At 66.1% G+C, this 23,757-nt stretch carries 22 protein-coding genes and 1 tRNA gene; 12 read left to right on the top strand and 11 right to left on the bottom strand.

Going from position 1 to position 23,757, the window contains the following annotated elements; translation table 11 throughout:
* Nucleotides 1-10 precede the first annotated feature (10 nt).
* From AB4Y63_RS18555 to AB4Y63_RS18535, 5 genes are all read left to right on the top strand, one after another.
* A complete protein-coding gene (locus AB4Y63_RS18555; protein WP_441792546.1) occupies nucleotides 11-1,384 on the top strand; it encodes an aspartate aminotransferase family protein in 1,374 nt (457 codons plus the stop codon).
* A 333-nt stretch (nucleotides 1,385-1,717) separates the two neighbouring features.
* Nucleotides 1,718-2,602, top strand: a complete 885-nt coding sequence (locus AB4Y63_RS18550; RefSeq protein ID WP_441792545.1) for a carbohydrate kinase family protein — start codon at nucleotides 1,718-1,720, stop codon at nucleotides 2,600-2,602.
* Between the two features lie 30 nt (nucleotides 2,603-2,632).
* Nucleotides 2,633-3,685, top strand: coding sequence for a LacI family DNA-binding transcriptional regulator (locus AB4Y63_RS18545; RefSeq protein WP_441792544.1), 1,053 nt, complete (start codon nucleotides 2,633-2,635; stop codon nucleotides 3,683-3,685).
* Nucleotides 3,678-4,658: a LysR family transcriptional regulator gene (locus AB4Y63_RS18540; RefSeq protein WP_441792543.1), complete on the top strand. Its 981-nt coding sequence runs from the start codon at nucleotides 3,678-3,680 to the stop codon at nucleotides 4,656-4,658. The genes AB4Y63_RS18545 and AB4Y63_RS18540 overlap by 8 nt, the downstream gene beginning before the upstream one ends.
* A complete protein-coding gene (locus AB4Y63_RS18535) occupies nucleotides 4,655-5,677 on the top strand; it encodes a Gfo/Idh/MocA family protein (RefSeq protein WP_441792542.1) in 1,023 nt (340 codons plus the stop codon). The genes AB4Y63_RS18540 and AB4Y63_RS18535 overlap by 4 nt, the downstream gene beginning before the upstream one ends.
* 11 nt (nucleotides 5,678-5,688) lie before the next feature.
* Here AB4Y63_RS18535 and AB4Y63_RS18530 read toward each other — a convergent pair whose 3' ends face one another.
* Together AB4Y63_RS18530 and AB4Y63_RS18525 are read right to left on the bottom strand one after the other, a co-directional pair.
* Nucleotides 5,689-7,014 carry an MFS transporter gene (locus AB4Y63_RS18530; RefSeq protein ID WP_441792541.1) on the bottom strand — a complete coding sequence of 442 codons (1,326 nt, stop codon included), beginning with the start codon at nucleotides 7,012-7,014 and terminating at the stop codon, nucleotides 5,689-5,691.
* Between the two features lie 205 nt (nucleotides 7,015-7,219).
* Complete coding sequence (locus AB4Y63_RS18525; RefSeq protein ID WP_441792540.1) at nucleotides 7,220-8,137, bottom strand: LysR family transcriptional regulator; 918 nt, start codon at nucleotides 8,135-8,137, stop codon at nucleotides 7,220-7,222.
* Nucleotides 8,138-8,231: 94 nt separating this feature from the next.
* On the opposite strand from AB4Y63_RS18525, the gene AB4Y63_RS18520 reads away from it, so the two are divergent.
* A complete protein-coding gene (locus tag AB4Y63_RS18520; RefSeq protein WP_441792539.1) occupies nucleotides 8,232-9,152 on the top strand; it encodes a pseudouridine-5'-phosphate glycosidase in 921 nt (306 codons plus the stop codon).
* Between the two features lie 213 nt (nucleotides 9,153-9,365).
* Here AB4Y63_RS18520 and AB4Y63_RS18515 read toward each other — a convergent pair whose 3' ends face one another.
* The 3 genes from AB4Y63_RS18515 to AB4Y63_RS18505 all read right to left on the bottom strand — a co-directional run bounded on the left by AB4Y63_RS18515 (nucleotide 9,366) and on the right by AB4Y63_RS18505 (nucleotide 12,721).
* The gene (locus AB4Y63_RS18515; protein WP_441792538.1) at nucleotides 9,366-9,974 is read right to left on the bottom strand and encodes a phosphoribosylanthranilate isomerase; all 609 of its coding nucleotides are present in this window, start codon (nucleotides 9,972-9,974) and stop codon (nucleotides 9,366-9,368) included.
* A 210-nt stretch (nucleotides 9,975-10,184) separates the two neighbouring features.
* Entirely contained in the window at nucleotides 10,185-11,309 is a 1,125-nt protein-coding gene (locus AB4Y63_RS18510; RefSeq protein ID WP_441792576.1) for an acyl-CoA dehydrogenase family protein, read from the bottom strand.
* Between the two features lie 86 nt (nucleotides 11,310-11,395).
* The gene (locus AB4Y63_RS18505; RefSeq protein ID WP_441792537.1) at nucleotides 11,396-12,721 is read right to left on the bottom strand and encodes a CaiB/BaiF CoA transferase family protein; all 1,326 of its coding nucleotides are present in this window, start codon (nucleotides 12,719-12,721) and stop codon (nucleotides 11,396-11,398) included.
* A gap of 115 nt (nucleotides 12,722-12,836) precedes the next feature.
* On the opposite strand from AB4Y63_RS18505, the gene AB4Y63_RS18500 reads away from it, so the two are divergent.
* From AB4Y63_RS18500 to AB4Y63_RS18485, 4 genes are all read left to right on the top strand, one after another.
* Nucleotides 12,837-13,613, top strand: coding sequence for a FadR/GntR family transcriptional regulator (locus AB4Y63_RS18500; protein ID WP_441792536.1), 777 nt, complete (start codon nucleotides 12,837-12,839; stop codon nucleotides 13,611-13,613).
* Entirely contained in the window at nucleotides 13,588-14,310 is a 723-nt protein-coding gene (locus AB4Y63_RS18495; protein ID WP_441792535.1) for a cache domain-containing protein, read from the top strand. The genes AB4Y63_RS18500 and AB4Y63_RS18495 overlap by 26 nt, the downstream gene beginning before the upstream one ends.
* An 85-nt stretch (nucleotides 14,311-14,395) precedes the next feature.
* A complete protein-coding gene (locus AB4Y63_RS18490) occupies nucleotides 14,396-15,763 on the top strand; it encodes an NAD-dependent succinate-semialdehyde dehydrogenase (RefSeq protein WP_441792534.1) in 1,368 nt (455 codons plus the stop codon).
* A 276-nt stretch (nucleotides 15,764-16,039) separates the two neighbouring features.
* Nucleotides 16,040-16,417, top strand: coding sequence for a VOC family protein (locus AB4Y63_RS18485; RefSeq protein WP_441792533.1), 378 nt, complete (start codon nucleotides 16,040-16,042; stop codon nucleotides 16,415-16,417).
* Between the two features lie 48 nt (nucleotides 16,418-16,465).
* Here AB4Y63_RS18485 and AB4Y63_RS18480 read toward each other — a convergent pair whose 3' ends face one another.
* Nucleotides 16,466-17,512: an LLM class F420-dependent oxidoreductase gene (locus AB4Y63_RS18480; protein WP_441792532.1), complete on the bottom strand. Its 1,047-nt coding sequence runs from the start codon at nucleotides 17,510-17,512 to the stop codon at nucleotides 16,466-16,468.
* A 209-nt stretch (nucleotides 17,513-17,721) separates the two neighbouring features.
* Here AB4Y63_RS18480 and AB4Y63_RS18475 point away from each other — a divergent pair, with 209 nt between their 5' ends.
* A complete protein-coding gene (locus tag AB4Y63_RS18475) occupies nucleotides 17,722-19,218 on the top strand; it encodes an APC family permease (protein ID WP_441792531.1) in 1,497 nt (498 codons plus the stop codon).
* A 146-nt stretch (nucleotides 19,219-19,364) separates the two neighbouring features.
* Here the strand turns inward: AB4Y63_RS18475 and rplA are convergent, their stop codons facing one another.
* From rplA to AB4Y63_RS18450, 5 genes are all read right to left on the bottom strand, one after another.
* A complete protein-coding gene (rplA, locus tag AB4Y63_RS18470; RefSeq protein WP_441792530.1) occupies nucleotides 19,365-20,054 on the bottom strand; it encodes a 50S ribosomal protein L1 in 690 nt (229 codons plus the stop codon).
* A 108-nt stretch (nucleotides 20,055-20,162) separates the two neighbouring features.
* Nucleotides 20,163-20,594, bottom strand: coding sequence for a 50S ribosomal protein L11 (gene rplK / locus AB4Y63_RS18465; protein ID WP_441792529.1), 432 nt, complete (start codon nucleotides 20,592-20,594; stop codon nucleotides 20,163-20,165).
* Between the two features lie 106 nt (nucleotides 20,595-20,700).
* Nucleotides 20,701-21,630, bottom strand: a complete 930-nt coding sequence (gene nusG / locus AB4Y63_RS18460) for a transcription termination/antitermination protein NusG (RefSeq protein ID WP_441792528.1) — start codon at nucleotides 21,628-21,630, stop codon at nucleotides 20,701-20,703.
* Nucleotides 21,631-21,737: 107 nt separating this feature from the next.
* A complete protein-coding gene (gene secE / locus AB4Y63_RS18455; protein ID WP_441792527.1) occupies nucleotides 21,738-22,013 on the bottom strand; it encodes a preprotein translocase subunit SecE in 276 nt (91 codons plus the stop codon).
* A 42-nt stretch (nucleotides 22,014-22,055) separates the two neighbouring features.
* Nucleotides 22,056-22,128 (bottom strand) — tRNA-Trp (locus tag AB4Y63_RS18450).
* A 290-nt stretch (nucleotides 22,129-22,418) separates the two neighbouring features.
* On the opposite strand from AB4Y63_RS18450, the gene AB4Y63_RS18445 reads away from it, so the two are divergent.
* Nucleotides 22,419-23,621 carry a pyridoxal phosphate-dependent aminotransferase gene (locus AB4Y63_RS18445; RefSeq protein ID WP_441792526.1) on the top strand — a complete coding sequence of 401 codons (1,203 nt, stop codon included), beginning with the start codon at nucleotides 22,419-22,421 and terminating at the stop codon, nucleotides 23,619-23,621.
* The last annotated feature ends 136 nt before the right edge of the window (nucleotides 23,622-23,757 follow it).

Raw genomic sequence — 23,757 nt, 5'->3', positions numbered from 1 at the left:
GGAGCGCCTGATGACCATCGACGTCACCACCACCCAGGCCGACGATCTCGCCACCGAGGCCGAAGTTCGCGCCAACGACCGCGGCCACGTGTTCCATTCCTGGAGCGCACAGGCCCAGATCAACCCGCTGCCCGTCGCCTCGGGCCAGGGTTCCACCTTCTGGGACTACGAAGGCAACTCCTACCTCGACTTCAGCTCGCAGCTGGTCAACCTGAACCTCGGCCACCAGCACCCCGACCTCGTCGCGGCCATCCAGAACCAGGCCGGCCGCCTGGCCACCATCCAGCCGGCCATGGCCAACGATGTGCGCGGCGAACTCGCCCGCCGCATCACCGAGGTCGCCCCCGGCGACCTCAACAAGGTGTTCTTCACCAACGGTGGAACGGATGCCAACGAGTACGCCGTGCGCATGGCTCGCCGGGTCACCGGCAAGCGCAAGGTGCTCTCGATGTACCGCAGCTACCACGGGTCGACGGCGACCGCCATCTCGCTGACCGGCGACCCGCGTCGCTGGGCCAACGAGCCGAGCGACGGTTCGGTCGCTCACTTCTTCGGCCCCTACCTCTACCGCTCCGCGTTCCACGCGAGCACCGAGGCTGAAGAGTCCGCCCGTGCGCTCGAACACCTCGAGCAGGTCATCGTGCTCGAGGGCGCCCAGACGATCGCCGCAATCATCATCGAGACGATCGTCGGCACCAACGGCGTTCTGGTGCCGCCGGCCGGCTACCTGCCCGGCGTGCGCGCGCTCTGCGACAAGTACGGCATCGTCTACATCGCCGACGAGGTCATGGTCGGTTTCGGCCGCATCGGCGAGTGGTTCGCGGTCAACGCGTTCGACGTCACTCCCGATCTGATCACCTTCGCCAAGGGCGTCAACTCGGGTTACGTTCCGCTCGGCGGCGTCGTCATCTCTGACACCATCTCGTCGTTCTTCGATGACGTGCCGTTCCCGGGCGGGCTCACCTACAGCGGACACCCGCTGGCCTGTGCGCCGGGCGTCGCGACCTTCGACGTCTTCGAACGTGACGGCATCCTGGAGCGCGTGAAGGACCTCGGCAGCCGCATCGTCGAGCCCACCGTGCGCGGCTGGCTCGACAAGCACCCGTCGCTCGGCGACGTGCGCGGTACCGGACTGTTCTGGGCTCTCGAGCTCGTGAGCAACCCGGAGACCCGCGAGCCGCTCGTGCCGTTCAACGCGTCGGGTGCCGCTGCGGCTCCGATGAACGCTGTTGCCGCCGCCTGCAAGGCAGCCGGTCTCTGGCCGTTCGTGCACTTCAACCGCCTGCACATCGCGCCGCCGCTCGTGATCACCGAGGAGGAGCTGGTGCGCGGTCTCGCCATCATCGACGAGGCGCTCACCGTGGCCGACGGCTACGTCGTCTAACGCAGACACCTGCCACACCAAAACGCCGGCGGTGGGAGCTACACGCTCCCACCGCCGGCGTTTTCGTTTTCCCTCACCCCCGCCGCTCCCGGCCAGCCCGTCGACCGAGGGTGGCCCATTTTCCGTAATGAACTTCAGGCTCATATGACCCTGAAGTTCATTACGGAAAATCGCACCACCCCGGGCGAGCCTGAGCAAAACGACAAACTCCCAGCATTTGCAACACATCAAGCGCTTGACTTTCCCGCGCATTGCTCCGCACAATGGATAAGCCGCTCGACGTTGAAGCGGTGATTCAACGCCCTCTACGAGGGCTACGTGAAAGGGCGCACAGTGTCGAGTTCCCCCGTTTTGGCCGTTGCCGGCGATCTGCTTGAAGACGTCATCGTGTGGGGCAACGGTGTGCAGAAGCACGCCACCGACAATCCCGCCCGCATCTTCCGCACCCGTGGCGGCAGCGCCGCCAACGTGGCGGCCATCGCCGCCGCCCTGATGCCGGTGCGTTTCATCGGCAAGGTCGGCAACGACGCGTCGGGCGACAGCCTCGGCGCAGGCCTGACCGAGTTGGGCGTCGATGTGCGCCTGCAGCGAGGCGGCTCCACCGGCACCGTCGTGATCCTCGTCGATCCGAGCGGCGAGCGCACCATGTACCCCGACCGCGCCGCGGCGGCCGAGATGGATGCGATCGATCCGGCCTGGCTCGACGGCGTCAACTGGCTGCACCTGCCGATGTACGGCTTCGAAACCGCGCAGACCCGTCGCGCGTTGCTCGCGCTGACGGCGACAGCTCATGCGCGCGGGATCAGCGTCAGCATCGACGTGTCCTCCGTGTCGCTGCTCGAACACCTCGGAGCCGAGGAGGCTCCCCGGTTGATCGCCGAGATCAACCCCGCCGTGATCTTCGCCAACGCCGACGAGGCCGCCCACCTTGAGATGGACTCCTGGCCACATGTGGCCGGGCGCACGCTCATCCTCAAGCGCGGTGCCTCCGCCGTGCTCGTGCAGAGCGACGTCGAGAACTTCGAGGTGGCGGTGACTCCGGTGACCGATGTGAAAGACAGCACGGGTGCCGGCGACAGCTTCGCGGCCGGTTATCTCTCGCAGGCGATCCTCGGCGCCTCCACCCGCACCTGTGTCGAGACCGGGGCCACCGTCGCCGCCCAGGTTCTGCAGAACCCGGGCGCCACTCTGCTCGCACACGCGGTCAAAGCCGACTGACGGCATCCGCCGTGCGGATACTCTGATCTGATGGCCATCTCCACAGCGCAGGATGTCGCTCGCCGCGCGGGCTGCTCGACCACCGCGGTCTCGCTCGTCGTGAACGGGCGGGACGCCGGCCGGATCAGCCCCGAGCTGCGCGCGCGCATTCTCGACGCCGTCGAAGCGCTGAACTATGCGCCGAACGCTCAGGCCCAGGGGCTCGCCTCGTCGCACCCGAATCAGGTCTCATTGCTCTGCCCCGACATCCGCAATCCGTTCTTCGGTGAGCTCTTTCATGGCCTGACCGATGCGCTCGCGCCCGATTTCGTCGTCAACATCGTCGTCGGCACCGAGGATTTCGACTACGGGCCCGCTGCCGTGCGTCAAGTGCAAGCCAACAAGATCAGCGGACTGATTCTGGCCAGCCCGTCGGCGCGCGTACTCGACTCGTTGCATCCCTCCGTTCCGATGGTGCTGATCGATTCACTCGCCCGGTTCGATGGAATCCCCACGGTGAATCCCGATGTGAGTGGCGCAGCGACGGAGCTCGCCGAGCACCTGTTGAAACTCGGTCACCGCCGGGTGGCCTACCTCGACGTGGATCGGGCCAAATCAACATTCCAGCAGCGGCGCACGGTGGTCAACACCGCGCTGACCGCCGGCGGAGCAACAATGACCGTTGACCGGGTGAGGGTGGCCGATATCGCCACCGCAACCGACTACGCCGAGGCGCATGCCGCCGGCTGGCTGGCCGACGGCATCACTGCGGTCGTCTGCGCCGACGACCTCGTGGCCTACGGGGTGCTGCTCGGTGCCGCCGCCGCCGGGGTGAGCGTTCCCGGGCAGCTGAGCGTGAGCGGATTCAACGACCTTCAGTTTTCGGCACTCACCAATCCGCCCCTGACCACCGTGGATTTCAATGCGCGTGCGCTGGGTGAGGCGGCCGGCCGCACACTGCGCGAGCGTGTGTCGACCGGGAAGGCGGACAGCGTGATCTGGCGTTCACGTCTTGTCGTGCGCGCATCCACCGGCCCGGCCGCCCCGCACGCCGCGGTCACTGCTGCCGGCCCTGACACCCTGCGCGCGACCCACCATGGCTAGGCCGGGTGATGCCGCGATGCGTCAGGTTCACATCACCGTTCGGCAGCTCGAGGTCTTCATCGTGATGGCCAGGGAACTGCACTTCGCCCACGCCGCCAAGGCCTTGCACCTGTCTCAACCGACCGTGAGCCTGGAGATTCGCAAGCTGGAGGAGGCGCTCGGCGTCGAGCTCTTCGAACGATCCACCCGCACCACCCTGCTGAGCGAGGCCGGATCGGCGCTCCTCGCTGAGGCCGACCGGATTCACGCGCAGCTGGTCTCGTTCGAAGACTCGGCCCGGTTGTTCGCCCGGATGTCCGACCGCACGGTCAAGGTGGTGGCCTCGCCCAGCGTGATCGACCGTTTGCTTCCGGCCGTGATCGGCAAGGCCGAGAAGGCGTTGCCGGATCTCGTGATCGATGAGATCTCCGCCGACACCGGAACCGTCACCGCCGTGTTGTCGGCTGAGGACGCCGATATCGGACTCGGTCGTTTTCTCGACCCGCTCCCCGGGTTTCAGGTCGAAACCCTCGCGCAGGAGGAGGTGTTCGTCGTGCTCAGCCGCGGCAACCCCCACGCCGCCGATCAGACCCTCACCCTGTCCGACCTGGCCGGGCTACCGCTCCTGCTCTGGCCGCGGGAACGGAGCCCCCGTTATTACGATGCGATCCTTGCCCTCTGCGGCGAGCGCGGGCTCGACCCGGCAGTGATCGAGGCTCCGGCTCGAATCGTGGGATCCCGCTCCTATCTGATCGGTGAGAACCGGGCGTTCACGTTGGTGCCCGGCTCGGCTCGGGCGCACCTGCCCGACGACCTGCGTGCCGTGCCGCTCTCCGTTCCGGGACTGCTTCCGATGGAGATGCTTTCCCGCAGTGAAGATCCGCGTCCGTTCGTCGGCGAGCTGATCGCCGTGATCAGGCTTCAGGCCGCCCGCCTTCTCGCGCACCATGCTGGTGCGGCATCCGCCATCCCCGATCTGAAGGACCCCGAGTGACCGAGATCTCCACCACCTCGCCGGGCATCGGGATGATTGGGGCCGGGTTCCACGCGACGTCGAACATCCTTCCCGCGATCGTGCTGGCCGGCATCCCGATTCTGGCGCTCGCGACGCGTGACACGGCCCGCTCGGCGGCAGCACTCCGCCGCTTCGGCTCAAGCGGTCGGCCGTTCGACAGTGCGACCGCGCTTCTGGCCGACCCCGGCGTGCGCGACGTCGTCATCGTCGCCCAGCCGGCCGACCAAGCGCAACTGGCCCTGGCGGCGATTCGCGCTGGCAAGAACGTTTTCATCGACAAACCACTCGGCTGCACCGCGGCCGAAGCGCAGCAGATTGCGACGGAAGCCGACTCCCGCGGTGTGATCGCGATGGTCGGGTTCATGAAACGGTATGCCCCGGCCTACCGAGAGCTGAAGGCACTGCTCGACGAGGACGAGTTGGGCACGATCCGCTCGTTCGAGTTGAGTTTCGGCTGCGACAGCACCCCGTTCTGCGCCGACGATGCCGAGTACCTGTTGCTCGCGGCCATCCACGTCGTCGACCTCGTGCGCTTTCTCTTCGGCGAGGTCGAAGTGGCTCACACCCTGTCCAGCTCAAGCGGTCCGAATGTGTCGCTCGCGATCACTGTGCGCACCAGGGCCGGGGTCGTCGGCACCCTGGCGCTCTCCGGGCTGCCCTCGTACTCGAGCGAAACCGAGACGCTGCGGGTCTCCGGCGATCAGGGTTGGGCCGTCGTCAATGAGGTGTCCCGCCTGACGACGCATCTGCAGAAACCCGGCGACGTTGCATCCTGGCGCGCGCTCAGCGAGGTCACGACGACCCGCGCTCCGGCGGAGAGCGCCATGTCGGGGGTCGAGCGCGACCTGCAGCTGCGCGGATTCGTGGGCGAACTTCAGGCGTTTCGCGATGCCGTCGACACTGGAGTGTCCCCGTCGAGCAGCGCCCGCGACAATGTGCGCACCATGCAGCTCTGGGAGCTGCTTGCTGCCGGCGCCCGGGCGAGCCTGGCCAAGTAGACGGCGTCGGGCTAGACGGCGCTGGGCTCGACAGCGTTAGGCATGCGCCGAAACGCCAGGTTGCCGAGGGCCAGCAGCAGCAGTGCCGCTCCGGCCGCCACCGTGACGAAGAATCCCGCTTGTGAACCGGAGGCCTCGGCGACGGCGCCGCCGATCGCGGTGAAGAGGGCCYGACCGACGACGAGTCCGCCGACCATCATCGTCATGACGGTGGTCGATCGGCCGGTCGGTGCCCCCGCGGCAGCCAGGCTGAACAGCGAGACGAGCACGGCGCCCACACCACAGCCGGCGACGATGAGCATCACGGCCATCAGCGGAAGCCCGGTGATGAAGGGGAAGGTGAGTGCGGCACCGAGAACCACGATGGCGAACACCAGCCATCTGCTGCGCAGGCTGAACCGCGCGGGCAGAATCGCCATCACGACGGCGAACACCACCGAGCCGACGCTCAGCCCGCCATAGAGAATTCCGGTGAGCGATTCGTTGCCCTGCGCCGACATGAACGTGGTCAGTGACGTGAGCGTGGTTCCGAAGAACGCGCCGACCGCGAACATTCCGGCGACGAGCACGAACAAGCGTGGGGTGAAGGGGGATGCCGGCGGCTCTGTCTGCAGTTCGTCCTCCCACGTCGCATCCGCCAGCACGGCTGTCGGATGGAAGGCGAACAGGGTGACGAAGATCAGGGTGATGGCACCGGCCGCGACGAGCGGCGCCCAAGCGCCGAGGGTGGAGGCGAGGGCGCCGACCAGCACCGGCCCGAGCACGAACGCCGACTCATCGGCCACCGACTCGTAGCTCATGATCATCTTCGTGAGGGTGGTGCGCTGGCCGGGATCGGCCTTGGCCGCGGCCAGGGATACGAGGCGTGAGCGGGACATCGGGGCGGCCTGCGGGGCGCTGGCGCCGATCACGAGACCGCCGATCAGCAGCGGGGCGATCGGAACGTCGGCGTAGGCGAGGACGACGAATCCGGCCAGGGCCGCGGTGTTGACGGCGGCGCAGACGACGAGCACCCAGCGCTGGCCGCGGCGGTCGGCGAGGCGTCCGACAAAGGGAGCGGCGAGAGCGGTGCCGATTCCAGCCACAGCGGAGACCAATCCGGCCTCGGCGATCGAGCCGCGGGTGCTCATCACGAGCATGAGCACGCCGACGATCGCCATCGCCGCGGGGAGGCGGCTGAAGAAGGCGATGGGGAAGTAGGCCCGCCCGGCCAAGCCGATGAAGGAGCTGAGGGCTGTGGCGGATGCTGCGGGTGACGTCGCGGCGGATGTCGCGGGCGACGTCTGGCTCTGCTGGGTTCTGATGGGTGCCTCCTGAGGGAACCGATGAAGGCTCACCTTCGACGCTACGCAGATCGCCGAGCACGCCGTGGGGCGATTACCTCACTTTCTTAGATGAATCCGGCAGATCCGTCAATGGATGCGGTTCGTTGATTGAGCCTGTCGAAATCACGCACGCCGACCCTCAGACGCAACCTACGTTCAAAGACTGGCACGCGCGGTCTCGACAAGCTCGACCACCGGCAGCGCAGTCAGCACCCTGTCACGACCCCGGTCGCGACGCCCGCGACGCCGACGCCCCGAGCTGACGGATGAGCGCGACGAGTTCGCTGACCGCCGGCCGTTGGTCATCCGCGCGCCAGACGAGCGACAACGGGAGCTCTTCGGGTGCATCCAGCGGAAGCGCAACGATTCCCGCAGGAAGTTGGGCCGCCGACGACGCCGGCACCAGGCCGAATGCCCGGCCGTCGGCGATCAGGTAGGAGCGCGTGCCGATGACTCGCGGTCGGCTCACCACCACGAGGGGGTCGAGACCGCCGGCCGAGCAGATGTCCATCAGCCGGTCGTAATAGGCGCGGTTGCGCTCCCGCGGCCAGAGCAGCAGAGGCAGGTCGGCCAAGTCGCCCAGGTGGATCGACCCGGAGCCGGCCAGCGGATGACTCTCACTCAGCGCCACCATCAGGGGCTCCCGAAACACGATCTCGGAGCGGAACCGGTCGGAGATCGACACGTAGCGCCCCAGCCCGAGGTCGGCGGCCCCGGATTCCAGACTCGCCGCCACCTCGCCGGTCTCGACGCCGACGTCTTCGATCTGCAGCCACGGAATGCTCGCTTCGGCGCCCTGCAGAATGAGCGGAATGAAATAGTCCATCGCGCTCGGGGTGCCCACCATCGTCAGCGTTGCGGCGCGGCCCTTCGAGAAACGCACGGCGAACTGCTCGAAGTGCAGCGCGGCATCCGTGAGTTCGAGCGCGGGCCCCCGCAGTGCTTCGCCGGCGGCGGTCAGACTGATCTGCCGTTTTGACCGGTCGAACAGCTCGAAGCCGAGCACACGCTCCAACCGGGCGATCTCTTGGCTGACGACCGGCTGCGAGACGAAGAGCTCTTCGGCGGCCCGCCCGAAGTGCAGAGTGCGCGCGACGGTGGTGAAAAACTGCACTTGACGCAGGGTGAGACTCATAAATGAATCTTATCAATTGGCGCGAATGTTTCGATTGTTGTGTGAAAAGCATCGACCTAGAGTGGAAACACCTAGACAGATTGAGAGCATTTCCATGACGCAGTCATTCCGCGTATCCGACGAGGTTCGCCAGGCAATCGCCGAGGGCAAGCCGGTTCTCGCCCTCGAGTCGACGATCTTCACCCACGGACTGCCGCGTCCGCGCAACCTCGAGGTCGCCCTCGAAGCCGAAGCCCGCCTCCGTGAGCTCGGCGTCGTGCCGGCCACGATCGGCATCATCGACGGCGTTCCGACCGTCGGCCTCAGCGCCGCCGAGATCGAGACCCTCTCGAACGCCGACCACGTCATCAAGGTGTCCGTGCGCGACCTCGCCGTCGCCATGGGCAAGAAGCTGCACGGTGGAACCACCGTCGCAGCCACCGCCTACCTCGCCCACCGTGCGGGCATCCGCGTCTTCTCCACCGGTGGCCTCGGCGGCGTGCACCGCGGCGCAGAGACCACCTTCGACGAGTCGGCCGACCTGCCGATCCTCGCCACCCTGCCTCTCGTCGTCGTGAGTGCGGGCGTGAAGTCGATCCTCGACATCCCCCTCACCCTCGAGCGCTTCGAGACCCTCAACCTCGCCGTCGTCGGCTACAAGACCACCGACTTCCCGGGTTTCTACATCACCGACTCCGGCTACGACATCGAGTACTCCGTCGACAGCCCCGATGAGGTGGCCGCGATGGTCGAGGCCCGCGACGCACTCGAGATCAGCTCGACCCTGCTCGTGGCCAACCCCATTGCGAAGGACAAGCAGCTCGACCCCGCCGTTCTCGAAGCCGTTCTCGAGAAGGCCTGGGCCGCATCCGCTGACGCCGGAATCATCGGGCACGACACCACGCCGTTCTTGCTCGACTTCATCCAGCGCGAGACCAAGGGCGAGAGCCTGAACGTGAACGTCAACGTGTACCGCGGCAACGTGGAACTCGGCGCCGAGATCGCCAAGGCCCTGTCGGCCCGCGCGAGCGCATAACTCTCAGCTCGTCTTTCGAAGGCCCCGGCGTACTGCGTCGGGGCCTTCGTCGTGCCGGGTCAGAAGGTTTCGTCGGTAATGTTCAGCCCCAGCGGCACCCATCGCTCGGGGAGGGCTGCGGGTGCCCACAGCTGAACTTTATCGACGCCCGAACAGACGGATGCGGCAGCCGACGCACGCCGGCCGGCCCGGCAGCGCCGGGCACTAGTCCGATCAGAGCGCGGAACGCGCCGCAGCCACGAACTCGCGAATCAGTGCGGCGTCTTTCTGCCCGCGAGTCGTTTCAACGCCGCTCGACACATCGACGCCGCCCGGACGCGCGGCGCGAATCAGCTCCGCCACGTTGCCCGGATTCAGGCCGCCGGCCAGCAACCAATCGCCCTGCGGCGGGTTCGCCTGCAGCTGCGACGTGTCGAACACCTCGCCGGCGCCCGGCATCGGGGCGTCGATCAGCAGTCGATGAGCGCGGATGCCGAGCGGGTCGTGTTCGACCTCCCGCAAGTACTCGTCAATCGAGAGCGCGCGGATCGTGCCGAATCCGGCCTCCTGCACCCGCTCGAAGTCGGCCAGGGTTTCACCGCCATGCAGCTGCACCGTGTTCACGCCGGCCTCGCTCGCCATCCGCAGGACCTCGTCGATCGGCTGCCTGCGAAAAACGCCGACGGTCTGCACCGACCCGGGCACGCCCAGCACCAGTTGCCGCGCCACGGATGGCTCGATCGTGCGTGGGCTCCCCGGCGCGAACACGAAACCGACGGCATCCGCCCCGGCTTCGAGCGCCACGTCGAGGGTGACGGGCTCGCGCAGCCCGCAGATCTTCACGAACAYGGTGTCTCCATCCGAGAATTATCGCGCACGCGCCCGTGCATTCTCCCCGGCTGTCGGTTGCTAACTCCGGCAATCCTGCTCTGCCAGATTCTGCCACCCCGGAAAATCAAGCAACTCTGCCGCCCGTCCCGGCGATTACCGGAGTTAGCCACACACGCAGCCTGTCAATCGTCGCAGCGGCGGGAAAGTATGGAGAGGGGCGGCCTACGCGAACGCGTTCAGACCCGTCAGCGCCCGACCGAGCACCAGCTGGTGAATCTCGTCGGTTCCCTCATAGGTGCGCACCGATTCGAGGTTGGCGAGGTGCCGCATCACCGGGAACTCACTCGTGATGCCGTCGCCGCCGAGGATGCCGCGGGCCTCCCCCGCGATCCGGATGGCCTCCCGCACGCTGTTGAGTTTGCCCGCGCTGATCTGGGCGGGGGTGAGCGCACCGCGTTCTTTCAGCCGGCCGAGGTGCAGGGCCAGCAGCACGCCCTTCTCGTATTCGACGAACATGTCGGCCAGCTTGGCCTGGATCAGCTGCATCGCCCCGATCGGCTTGCCGAACACAGTGCGCGAGGTCGACCGGCCGATCGCCGCGTCGAGGCAGCTGCGGGCCGCCCCCATCGCGCCCCAGACGATGCCGAACCGGGCCTCGTTCAGGCAGCCGAACGGTCCGGACAGGCCGCGCGCCTCCGGCAACATCGCGTCGCCCGGCACCCGCACGCCGTCGAGCACCACGTCACATTGGATCGACGCGCGCATCGAGAGTTTCGTGTCAATCGGGGTCGCGGTGAAGCCTGCGGTGTCGGTCGGCACCAGAAAGCCACGCACACCCTCGTCGGTCTTCGCCCAGACGACCGCAACATCGGCGATGCTGGCCAGGCCGATCCAGCGCTTGGAGCCGTCGATCACCCAGCCGTCACCGTCGTGCCTGGCCGTCGTGAGCATCCCGGCCGGGTCGCTGCCGCCACTCGGCTCGGTCAAGGCGAAGCAGCCGATCAGCTCGCCTGCGGCCATGCCCGGCAGCCAGCGCTGCTTCTGCTCCTCGGAGCCGTACTTGTGGATCGCCGACATCGCCAGCGAACCCTGCACCGACACGAAGGTGCGCCAGCCGCTGTCCGCCGCCTCGAGTTCGAGGCAGACGAGCCCGTAGCTCACGGCCCCGGCGCCCGCGCAGCCGTAACCGGTGAGGTGCATGCCCAGAAAACCGGCCGCGCCGAGTTCGGCGACGAGCTCACGGCGAAAGTACTTGTCCTCGAAGTCCTGTTCAATCGTCGGCAGGATGAGCGCTGTCGCGAACTCACGCGCCTTCAGTTGCCAGTCGCGTTCTTCGTTACTGAGCAGGGCATCGAGGTCGAAGACAGCGTCGACGAGCGGTGCCGGGGCAGGGCGGTTCGGGGAGTTCGACGTCGTGGGAGCGGCAGCTGTGGTCACGGTGTTCCTTCGTTCTTCGGGGGCGCGGTGGCGGGTGCGATGTTGGTGGCGGGTGCGATGTTGGTGGCAGGTGCGATGTTGGTGGCAGGTCGATCGAGCCAGTCTGCACCGGCATGCTCGCCCAGCCGAGGCGGCAGGAGGCGATAGCCGGCGGGAAGCCCGGTGACATGAATGGGGTTGGCAACCTGACGGCTGATCCGGGGCCGACGGATGTCGGCGGAAGCGGCAGCGCCAGCGGCGTTGGCATCACCGGCGGCACCGGCCTGCATCTCGACGACCGCCTCCAGCCCCAGCTGGGCGGCAAAGGCGAACGCCTCGTCGACCGAGTTGACCAGACCAGCCGGCACACCGGCATCCGTCAGAATGTCAGCCCACTGCGCTGCGCCCTGAGCCGCCAGCAGACTGTTGATGTTCTCGCGTAGCTCCAGCCGGTGCGCAACGCGGGAGCTGTTCGACGCGAACCGCTCGTCATCGGCCAGGTCGGGAGCTCCGAGCAGCCGCATCAGAGTGCGAAACTGTCGATCGTTGCCGACGGCGATGACCAGCTCACGGTCGGCCGCCTGAAACAGCTCATAGGGCGCGATGCTCGGGTGCGCGTTGCCGAGGCGCGCCGGGGCGACGCCCGTGGCCAGGGTGCCGGCCGCCTGGTTGGTGAGCGCGGAGAGCAGCGTGGTCAGCAGGTCGATCTCGACCAGGCGCCCGGCGCCATCGGCCGAGCCATCGCGATCGCGCAACGCGATCAGGATGCCGGCGAGCGCGTTCTGCCCGGTGAGCACGTCGACGAGGGCCACACCCACTTTGCTCGGCTCGGAATCGGCCTGGCCGGTCACACTCATCAGCCCGCCGACCGCCTGCACGAGCAAGTCGTAGCCGGGCAGCGCAGCGCCCGCGCCGGAGCCGAACCCGGTGACGCTGCAATAGATCACGCCCGGGTTCAGCGCGCGCACACTGTCGTAGTCGAGCCCGAACTTCGCCATCACACCCGGTCTGAAGTTCTCGATCACCACATCGGCGGATGCGGCCAGCCGGCGGGCCTCGGCCAGCCCGGCCTCGGCCCCGAAGTCACAGACGACCCCGCGCTTGTTGCGGTTGACGCTGCCGAAATAGGTCGAATCGCCCTGTGCATCGACCGGCGGACGCCAGTGCCGGGTGTCGTCGCCGGCTGGGCTCTCGATCTTGATCACGTCGGCCCCGAAGTCGGCGAGCATCATGGTGGCGTAGGGCCCGGCCAGCACGCGAGAGAAATCGGCGACGCGGATGCCGGCGAGCGGTCCGCGGAGGTCGGCACGCGCGGCGTCGGCGCCCGTCGCGTTCTTCTGCATCGAGTCCTCCACCATTGGCCAACCGTGTCGTGCACTGCGCCCAGGATCACACATCTCACCCGGCGCGTGGGATAGATCCTATACCGAATCTTTGCGCGCCCAGTAGATTGTCCTCATGGCCGCAGACCGACGACCCGGAGCACGCGAAGCAGTCTTCGCTCAGCTCAATGACGCCGGGCGCGCCGAACAGGTGACCCAACGGCTCACCGACGCCATCATTCTCGGCGTGCTGTCGCCGGGCGAACGACTGCCGAGCGAGCCGGAACTGGCCCGACGCTTCGGCGTCGCTCTGATCACCGTGCGCGAGGGGCTCGTGATCCTACGCGACACCGGCCTGGTCGAAACCCGGCGCGGCCGGGAGGGCGGCAGCTTTGTGATTGCCGCGGATGCCCCGCACAGCACGCTGCTCCGCGCCCGGATCCATGGGCTCGCCCAGGTTGAGCTCTCTGACATTGCGGTGTATTTCGGCGTGATCGCGGAGGGGTGCGCCACGCGGGCCGCCCTGCACACCTCGCCGCTCGATGCCGAACGCCTGGCCACCTGGTTGCAGAACGCGGATTTCGCGTCGACCGCGGGAGCCCGTTCGAATGCCGGCGGCTTCTTTCTCGAACTGGCAGTGCTCACCCAGTCGGCCCGCCTCGTGCGCGAGCAGATTCGGGTGCAGGCAGAGTTCGGACCCCTTCTCTTTCTGGGCATGGGCGATCCGGCCCTTCGTGCGCGCGTCGCCGACGGATTCGGTTTGGTCGCCCCCGCACTCGAGGCCGGCGACAGCGCACTCGCGCGCCGCCTGGTCGGTGACCAGGTGCAGGCTTTATCGGAGTGGTTGCTTGCCGCGAAGGCGCATATTGAGCGAGGAGGCCAGCTGGATGACGCATCCATCGTCGACGACTGAACAGTGCGCGGCCGCGATGAGCGAGCTGTTCGACGGAATTTTTCGCGATCTGGAGTCCTGGCGCGAGGAGATCGCCCGCACCGGGCCGTCGGCGCGCCCCTCAGCGCTCGATGCCCTGGTCGAGGCCCTCGTCGTTCCGTCGCTCCTCCTGCCGAACCCGGTCCTGATCGGCGCAGGGTTCATTGCCGCGCCGGAGTTCGTGCACGGGCGCGATGTGCACTTCTCCTGGTGGCTCGGCCCGCTCGAATCGAATCCGTTGCTCGGCATCACGACGGTGCCGACGCGCCTCGACCTCGGCGCTCGGGTCTACACCGATTACCTGCGTGATTTTCGGGCGCTGGAATGGTATTCAATCCCGGAATCGACGCACCAACGCCACGTCACCGGCCCCTACGTCGACCACCTCTGCACCTGTGACTACATCTTCACGCTGACCATGCCGGTGCGGGTCGGCGACGACATGATCGGCGTCGTCGGGGCGGATGTCTCGGTGCGCCGCATCGAAACCGCCCTGCTCCCGCTTTTTCTCGCGGCTGACCACCCGCTCGCCCTCGTGAACGCGGTCGACCGGGTAGTGATCTCAACCGAACCAACGGTGCAGGCCGGTCAGCTGGCCCCGCGTCACGGCGGCGCGGTGGCCTGTTCGGGCGTTCCCTTTCGGGTTATTCTCAGCCCTGCGTCACAGTCGCGAGTTTAATCATCCGTTGATATATCTTTGACGCAGGAGAGTTTTGCACCGGCGCCAGTTCCCTCGGGCGCACAGACCTGAGAAGGAGAAGCCTATGAGTGACTACGCTGTCATCAACCCGGCCACCGGAGAGACCGTCAAGACATACCCGACGATCACGGATGTCGAGCTCGACGCCGCGATTGCGGCAGCCGATGAGGCGCACCGCACCTGGTCGCGCAGCACGACCATTGAGGAGCGCGCAGCGCTCATCCGCCGGGTCAGCGAACTGCACCTGGAGCGCCGTCAGGAGCTCGCCGAGATCATCGTGCGTGAAATGGGCAAGCCGCTCGAGCAGGCCTTGGGCGAGGTCGACTTCAGCGCCGACATCTACGCCTACTACGCCGACAACGCGGCAGACCTCTTGAAGGACGAAGCCATCAACCTGCTCGCAGGCGAAGGCTCGGCCCTGATCCGTCGCAGCTCGCTCGGTGTGTTGCTCGGCATCATGCCGTGGAACTTCCCGTACTACCAGGTCGCCCGTTTCGCCGGACCGAACCTGATCATCGGCAACACCATCCTGCTCAAGCACGCCGAGCAGTGCCCCGAATCGGCCGCTGCGATCGGCCAGATCATGCACGATGCCGGCTTCCCCGCCGGGGCGTACACGAACATCTACGCGTCGCACGAGCAGATCGCCACGATCATCGCCGACAAGCGCGTGCAGGGTGTCTCCCTCACCGGCTCGGAGCGCGCCGGTGCGGCCATCGCCGAAATCGCCGGCCGCAACCTGAAGAAGGTCGTGCTGGAGCTCGGCGGCTCTGACCCGTTCATCCTGTTGTCGACCGACGACCTCGACGCCACCGTCGGCGCCGCTGCCTTCGCCCGCCTCGACAACAACGGCCAGGCCTGCAACGCCGCCAAGCGCTTCATCGTCGTCGAGGAGCTGTACGAACCGTTCCTCGAGAAGTTCACCGCGGCGATCGCCGGCGCCGAGTTGGGCGACCCGAGCAAGGACGGCACCGTTCTCGGCCCGCTCTCCTCGTCGAAGGCCACCGCCACGCTCGTCGAGCAGGTCCAGCGCGCCGTCGCCCAGGGCGCCACCTTGGTCACCGGCGGAACCGCGGACGGCAACTACTACGCCGGCACCGTGCTCACCGACGTTCAGCCGGGCTCCGACGCCTTCCATGAGGAGTTCTTCGGCCCGGTCGCCCAGGTGTTCCGTGTCGCCGACGAGGCGGCGGCCATCGCACTCGCCAACGACACCCCGTTCGGCCTTGGATCGTACGTCTTCACGACCGATCCCGAGCAGGCACTGCGTGTCGCCGACGGCATCGAGGCCGGCATGGTCTTCATCAACCTGGTCGGCGCCGACGGCGCTGAACTTCCGTTCGGTGGCGTCAAGCGGTCCGGTTCGGGCCGCGAGCTCGGCCGTTTCGGCGCCGACGAGTTCGTGAACAAGAAGATGATCCGTATCGGCTAACACCGAATCAGAAATGAGCCCGTCTTCCCCGCCCCGTGCGGAGAGGGCGGGCTCTTTCGTTGGTTGAGGAGCGAGCGCCAGCGAGCGTCTCGAAACCTCGCGAGCCAACCCTCAAACCCAACCCAACTTCTGAGATCGGCTCGCCTGGTTTCGAGACGCGGCCGACTCCGTCGGGCGCTCCTCAACCAACGAGATGGTGGTCCCTGCGACAGGCAGACCTCGACACACAGCACCATCGGGGCGGATGATCAGGGTGACGACTCGAGGGAGGTCACCATGGAGATTCTGCAGGTCGCCCAGCACGCCGACGATCTCGACCGCGCCGCCGCGTTCTATGAAGCCCTGCTCGGTGGCCCGCCCGCCGCACGATTCGACCCACCCGGGCTGCTCTTCTTCAACGTGGGTCGCTCCCGGCTGCTGCTCGAGAAGGCTGCCGCCTCAGCGCTGATCTACCTGCAGGTCGACGATGTGCGCGCCACCACCGACGCGCTGCGTGCTCGCGGGGTGGAGATCGTCGACGCCCCGCACGTCATTTTCAGCCACACCGACGACTCACTCGGGCCGGCCGGCACCGATGAGTGGATGGCGTTCATCCGCGACAGCGAAGGCAATACCGTCGGCTTGGTCAGTCACGAGCCGAGGCACGACCCCTGACCGGCGTGAGCGCGCATGACCGACAGACGCGTCTCGATCAGTGATGAGCTACAGAGCGTCCGTCAGCTCCTTGAGCAGCGAGATCTGCTGCAGCCGACCCACGGCATCCGGAGCGAGCGGGGCGACGTTGAGGGTGGTCACCCCGGCCTCGGCGAACGCGGCCAGCCGCTCCGCGACGAAGCTCTGCGGGCCGATCAGCGAGATCGCCCTGACCAGTTCGTCGGGCACGGCGGCTGCCGCCTCCTCGCGGCGCCCGGCGAGATAGAGATCCTGAATCACCTCGGCCTCGGCCTCATAGCCGTACGAGCACACGAGGTCGTTGTAGAAGTTCTTTCCCCGCGCGCCCATTCCGCCGATGTAAAGCGCCAGCTGCGGCTTCTGCGCCGCCAGCAGCGCCTCGGTGTGCTCGCCGATAAAGAGTGCCGGGCTGGCATGGATGTCCAGCGGCGGCAACGCGGCATCCCGTTTCGCCGCGCCGGCGGCGAGAGACGCACCCCAGACGGACTGCGCCTTCTCCGGGTGGAAGAAGAGCGGCTGCCAGCCTTCGGCGATCTCGGCCGCCTGGGCGACGCTTTTCGGCCCGAGCGCCGCGATGATGACCGGGATGCGTTCCCGCACTGGCTGGTTGATCAGCTTGAGCGGCTTGCCGAGCCCAGTGCCCTGGCCCGCCGGCAGCGGAATCGTGTAATGCTCGCCGTGATACTCGACCTTTTCCCGACGCCACACCATCCGGCAGATCTCGACGATCTCGCGAATGCGTGACACCGGGGCGTCATAGGGAACGCCGTGGAATCCTTCGACGACCTGTGGTCCGGATGCCCCGAGGCCGAGCGCGAATCGCCCGTCAGACACATAGTCGAGGCCGGCCGCGGTCATCGCCGTCAGCGTGGGCGTGCGGGTGAAGATCTGAACGATGCCCGAGGCGATGGTGATGGTGTCGGTGACCGCCGCGAGATAGCCCAGTTGGCTCACCGCGTCGAAGGAATACGCCTCCGGCACCGAGATCTGGTCGAGTCCGGCCTTCTCGAGTTCGGCCACTTCAGCCGCCGCCTCACGGAAGCCGCTGGAGTAATTGATCGCCATTCCGATGCGCATCTCGCTCCTTCGCGTTGTCGTTCCCGAGTCTACGGTCCGGCCGCGGCCCTGTGAGGCTGCATTTTCGACCAGCAGGAGCACCACCGAGGAATCCAATCATCCGGTTCTATAGCTTTGCGAGCTGTACGGGCAGTATGTTTGGCACACACAATGAGGTGTCGCCGGCATTTTCGGCAGCAGCACCTTGCGGCTTGAACCGAAAGGTCACCATGTCAGTGAAAGTGCCAGCCCAGGAAGGACTCGGCGACAGCGAGCACCTCAAGGTTCTCGGATACGACGATTCCTTCAACCGTTCCATGACTCTCTGGTCGAATTTCGCCCTCGGTTTCACCTATCTGTCGCCGCTGGTCGGCGTGTACTCGCTCTTCGCGGTGGCACTCTCGATCGGCGGCCCGCCCTCGATCTGGTGGCTCGTCATCGTCGGAGCCGGGCAGCTGCTCGTCTCCCTCGTCTTCGGCGAGGTCGTCTCGCAGTATCCGATCCACGGCGGCATCTACCCCTGGACACGGCGCCTGTGGGGTCGGCGGTATGCGTGGATGGCCGCCTGGGTCTACATCTGGGCCATGATCGTGACGATCACCGCCGTGGCCGAGTTCGGTTCGGGGTTCGCCGCGAGCCTCTTCGGCATCGAGCACACGAACGAGACCACCCTCTTCATCACGCTCGGGTTTCTGCTTGTCGCGCTGGCCATCAACTTCACCGGCACCAAGTCACTCGCCCGGGTCGCCCGCATCGGCCTGGCCGCCGAGCTCATTGGTGTGATCGGCGTCGGGCTCTACCTGCTCATCTTCCAGCGCAAGCAGGAGTTCAGCGTCTTCTTCGACCCGATGGGAGTGCAGGGCGACGGCAGCTATCTTCCCGCCTTCCTCGGCGCGGCTCTCGCCGGTCTGTTCCTGTTCTACGGCTTCGAGGCCTGCGGCGACGTCGCAGAGGAGGTCGAGAATCCGGCCCGTCGCATTCCGGTCGCGATGATGATGACGATCCTCGTCGGCGGGGTCTCCGGCCTGCTCGCATTCGGCGGCTACGTGATGGCGGCGCCGGATCTGGCATCGATCGTCAACGGAACCGACACCGACCCGATCCCCGGCATCCTCGAGGCGAGCCTCGGGCCGGTGGGGGCGAAACTGTTCCTCGTCATCGCCATCACCGCGTTCCTCTCCTGCGTGCTGAGCCTGCAGGCCGCGGCGAGCCGCCTGCTCTTCTCGTTCGCCCGCGACGGGATGATTCCCGGCCACCGTTGGCTCGCCAAAGTGTCGCCGACGAGCAAGGTGCCGCGGAACGCGCTCATCGTCGCCTGCACCGTGCCCGCCCTCATCTGCGTGCTCATCTGGGTCAACAACGATCTGCTTGTTCCCGTGACCTCGTTCGCGGTGCTGGGCATCTACGTCGCGTTCCAGATGGTCGTGCTCGGCGCGCTGCGCCAACGGTTCAAGGGCTGGAAGCCGGCCGGGCCGTTCTCCCTTGGCCGCTGGGGAATCATCGTGAATGTGCTTGCCCTGGCCTACGGCATCTTCGCGATCGTCCTGTTGGCAGTCCCGGGAAGCACCGGCGACTTCTTCACCGACTATGTCGTGTTGATCGGACTCGGCATCGTGGCCGGAACCGGCCTGCTCTATCTGTTCCTCGCCCGGCCTGACAAGAAGTCGGATGCGCCGGAGGGCGACGCCATCCTCGTGGCCGAGAAATTGCGGGCGCTGGCCGACTGAGCGCGCAACGCGCACGCGACCGTGCACGTGACCGCACGCATCCGGTCGCGTTGACACGCTGGCGTTGAATCAACGGCGTTGAATCAGCGGCATTAACGACGAAGGGCCCGTCTCGCGACGGGCCCTTCGAACTGTAATGCGACTGCTTAGATGCTGTTCACATCGAGCGGGATGCCAGGACCGAACGTGGTCGAGACTGCACCCTTCATGATGTAGCGGCCCTTGGAGGAGCTCGGCTTCAAACGCACGATCTCTTCGAGTGCTGCCGAGATGTTCTCGTCCAGCTGCTCGGCGGAGAAGGATGCCTTGCCCACGACGAAGTGCACGTTGGAGTGCTTGTCGACGCGGAACTCGATCTTTCCACCCTTGATGTCAGAAACGGCCTTCGCGACGTCGGGCGTCACGGTGCCGGTCTTCGGGTTCGGCATGAGGCCACGCGGACCAAGAACCTTACCCAAACGGCCGACCTTACCCATGAGCTCGGGGGTCGAGACGGCGGAGTCGAACGCGGTGTAACCGGCGGCAACCTTCTCGATGAGCTCGTCGCCACCAACCTCGTCGGCGCCGGCTGCGATTGCAGCTTCAGCGGCCGGGCCGGTTGCGAAGACGATGACGCGGGCGGTCTTACCGGTACCGTGAGGAAGAATCACGGTGCCGCGGACCATCTGGTCTGCCTTGCGCGGGTCGACACCGAGCTTGAGGGCAACCTCAACGGTCGAGTTGAACTTAGCTGAGCCGGTCTCTTTGGCGAGAGCGACTGCAGCAGACGGGGTGTAGAACTTGTCGGCTTCGATCTTCTCGGCCGCGGCCCGGTAGGCCTTTGACTTCTGTGCCATTTGAATCTCCTGTAATGGAACTTGAGAGTGTGGTGCGAGCCTGGCTGGCTCTTCCACGTGCCTGTCGGCGAAATGCCGGTCGGCGGAATGCTGGTGGAGGTGGAGGGGTTAGCCCTCGACCGTGATGCCCATGGAACGGGCGGTGCCGGCGATGATCTTCGACGCAGCGTCGAGGTCGTTGGCGTTGAGGTCAACCATCTTGGCCTCGGCGATTTCGCGGACCTGAGCCTGCGTGAGCTTGGCAACCTTGACGGTGTGCGGGGTTCCGCTGCCCTTGGCGACGCCGGCGGCCTTCTTGATGAGCTCCGCTGCGGGCGGGGTCTTCAGAACGAACGTGAACGAGCGGTCTTCGTAGACGGTGATCTCAACGGGGACAACATTGCCGCGCTGTGATTCGGTCGCTGCGTTGTACGCCTTGCAGAACTCCATGATGTTGACGCCGTGCTGACCGAGCGCCGGACCAATGGGCGGTGCGGGGTTGGCGGCGCCGGCCTTGATCTGAAGTTTGATCAGACCAGTAACCTTCTTCTTCGGTGCCATTGTTCTTCCTTCTTTTGATGTTCGAGTGGCCACAAGGACCGCTCTCCCGGTACCCGGATGGGCCCCGGTGGTTCAGAAACCGAGTGGGGCATGAGCCCCTGCGGTACTAGAGCTTGGTGACCTGGTCGAAGCTGAGCTCGACCGGGGTCTCACGCTCGAAGAGCGAGACGAGCACGATGAGCTTGCCGCTCTCCGGCTTGATTTCGCTGATCGAACCGGGCAGGCCCGCAAAGGAGCCTTCCTTGATGGTGATCGTCTCGCCAATTTCGAAGTCGATCTCGGCTGCGATGACGCGAACCGGAGCCTTGCCGCCCTGAGCGCTTCCGCCCTTGGCCGACGGGACATCCTTGATCTCAACCAGGCTCTTCAGCATGCCGAAGGCCTCTTCGAAACGCAGCGGCGTCGGGTTGTGGGCGTTGCCCACGAAGCCGGTGACGCCGGGCGTGTGACGAACAACAGACCAGCTGTCTTCGTTCAGGTCCATGCGAACGAGCACGTATCCGGGGATGCGCACGCGGGTGACCATCTTGCGCTGGCCGTTCTTGATCTCGACGACATCTTCCATCGGGACCTCGACCTGGTAGATGTAATCTTCCATGGCCATCGACTGCTTGCGGTTCTCGATGTTCGACTTCACGCGGCGTTCGAAGCCGGCGTAGGAGTGAATCACGTACCACTTGCCCGGTGCGAAGCGCAGTTCCTTGCGGAACTCGTCGTAGGGGTCGTCGGAAACTTCGTCTTCGTCTTCGACGGCTTCGACGGCGGCGTTCGCCTCGTCGAGGGAGTCGATGTCGAGCGCATCGTTGACGATGGCGTCGGCTTCGGGATCTGCTGACCCGGCGAGTGCGTCAAGCGCGGCGTCGAGGCCGTCCAGGCCGTCTTCGCTCTCGTCGATGATGTGTACGGCAACCTGCTCGGCGGCCTCTACAGACTTCTCGTCGGCCGCAAGGATGTTGCCCTCTTGCGCTTCGTCGTCCTCGGCAGACTGCTCAGCAGCAGTGGCCCAGTCAACGTCGTCGTGATTCGTCTCAGACACAAAATCTCAATTCTTCTCTATTGCACAGGGCACGAATGCGTGTCCCGAACAGCGTTGCCATGACTACGGTTGACGATCGTTCGCAAGCCGCCGCAGGCAGCGGTTGGTTAACCGCCCGGAGTTCCGAACACCCATGTCACGGCAAGCGCGAACACCCAGTCCATTGCGTAGACCAGGGCCATCACGATGGTCACGAAGACCAGCACAACGCCGGTGTAGCTCAGGAGTTCTTTGCGAGTCGGCGTCACTACCTTGCGGAGTTCAGCCATAACCTGCTTGATGAACACGGAGAACCGCCCGAAGGGGCCGCGTTTGGAGTCGCGGGCCGTCTTCGCGTTGGCGACGATTTCCTCACTGGGTTCGTCGATAACTTTGCGGGCCACCTATTACACCTTTCATGGGCCGGTAGAAAGACCACCGACTTGCAGGGCGGACAGGACTCGAACCTGCAACCTGCGGTTTTGGAGACCGCTGCTCTACCAATTGAGCCACCACCCTATGGAGGAGAAACCAGTATGTCGTTCTGCGCAATCTTGACGAGGTCAAAAAGGGCGCAAAAAAGCATGGTCGATTTCAACTACCTCGGTCAAGTGTAGGTTACTCAGCCGGCTCTGTAAAGCTGAGCCGCCGGCCAGGTCACCCAGCCCCGGGCATCCGTGGCTGTTGCTACACCTGAACCCCGGCGGATCACTCCTGATCCGAAATATTCTTCGGGGAGCCATACGCACGGTGCAGCTTCTATCGTAACCGCTCTATGGGAGAGCCGCACGCCCCCGTATGCTCGTACCGTGACACACGAACTCAAGCGAATTTCTACCCGCGTCGGCTCCATTGCAGAGTCGGCAACCCTCAAAGTCGACGGTAAAGCGAAAGCACTTCAGGCTGCCGGTCGTCCGGTGATCAGCTTCGCGGCCGGGGAGCCTGACTTCCCGACGCCGCAGCACATCATCGACGCCGCGCTGGCCGCGGTGGTTGACCCGAAGAACCACCGCTACACCCCGGCGGCCGGCCTTCCCGAGCTGCGCGAGGCCATCGCCGCGAAGACGCTGCGCGATAGCGGCCTGGAGGTCTCCCCCAGCCAGGTCGTCGTGACCAACGGTGGCAAGCAGGCCGTGTACCAGGCCTTCGCCACGCTGCTCGACCCGGGCGACGAGGTTCTGGTTCCGACGCCGTACTGGACCACCTATCCAGAGGCCATCAAGCTCGCCGGCGGCGTGCAGGTCGATGTCTTCGCCGGCAGCGACCAGAACTACCTGGTCACCGTCGAGCAGCTGGAGGCCGCGCGCACCCCGCGCAGCAAGGTGCTGCTCTTCGTCTCGCCGTCGAACCCGACCGGCTCGGTCTACTCCCCGGAGCAGACGAAGGCGATCGGCGAATGGGCTGAGGAGCACGGCCTCTGGGTCATCTCCGATGAGATCTATCAGAACCTCACCTATGACGGCGTGCGCGCGGTCTCGATCGTCGAGGCTGTTCCTGCACTCGCCGACCGCACCATCCTGGTCAACGGTGTCGCGAAGACCTACGCCATGACCGGTTGGCGCCTGGGCTGGATGGTCGGCCCGGCCGATGCCATCAAGGCCGCCTCGAACCTGCAGTCGCACCTCTCGTCGAACGTGTCGAACATCTCGCAGCGCGCGGCGATCGCCGCGTTGAACGGGCCTCAGGATGCCGCGCTCGCGATGCGAGACGCCTTCGACCGCCGCCGCAAGCTGATCGTCGGCGAGCTCAACAAGATTCCCGGCATGATCACACCGACGCCGCAGGGCGCGTTCTACGTGTACCCGGATGTCTCGGGTCTGCTCGGTCGCACCTGGGGCGGCGTCACGCCGACCACGTCGCTGGAGCTGGCCGACCTGATCCTCGACCAGGCCGAGGTGGCTGCGGTGCCCGGCGAGGCATTCGGCCCGAGTGGTTACCTGCGCTTCTCGTACGCGCTCGGCGACGCGCCTCTGCTGGAGGGCATCCAGCGCTTGCAGCGTCTGTTCGCGTAACGCCAGTTCGGGTACGCCAGTTCGCGTAACCCTTTTCATCGCCGGCCGGTCCCTCCTCGGGGCCGGCCGGACGTGTCTCACGACCGTTTCCGCCTGTGAGGGGTCGCATATCGACCTTCGTTCACCGATCGAAGGT

Source organism: Leifsonia sp. YAF41 (assembly GCF_052113185.1).
GTDB lineage: Bacteria > Actinomycetota > Actinomycetes > Actinomycetales > Microbacteriaceae > Cryobacterium.
The sequence above is the reverse complement of the archived record's forward strand: the minus strand, read 5'-3'. Positions and strand labels throughout refer to the sequence as shown.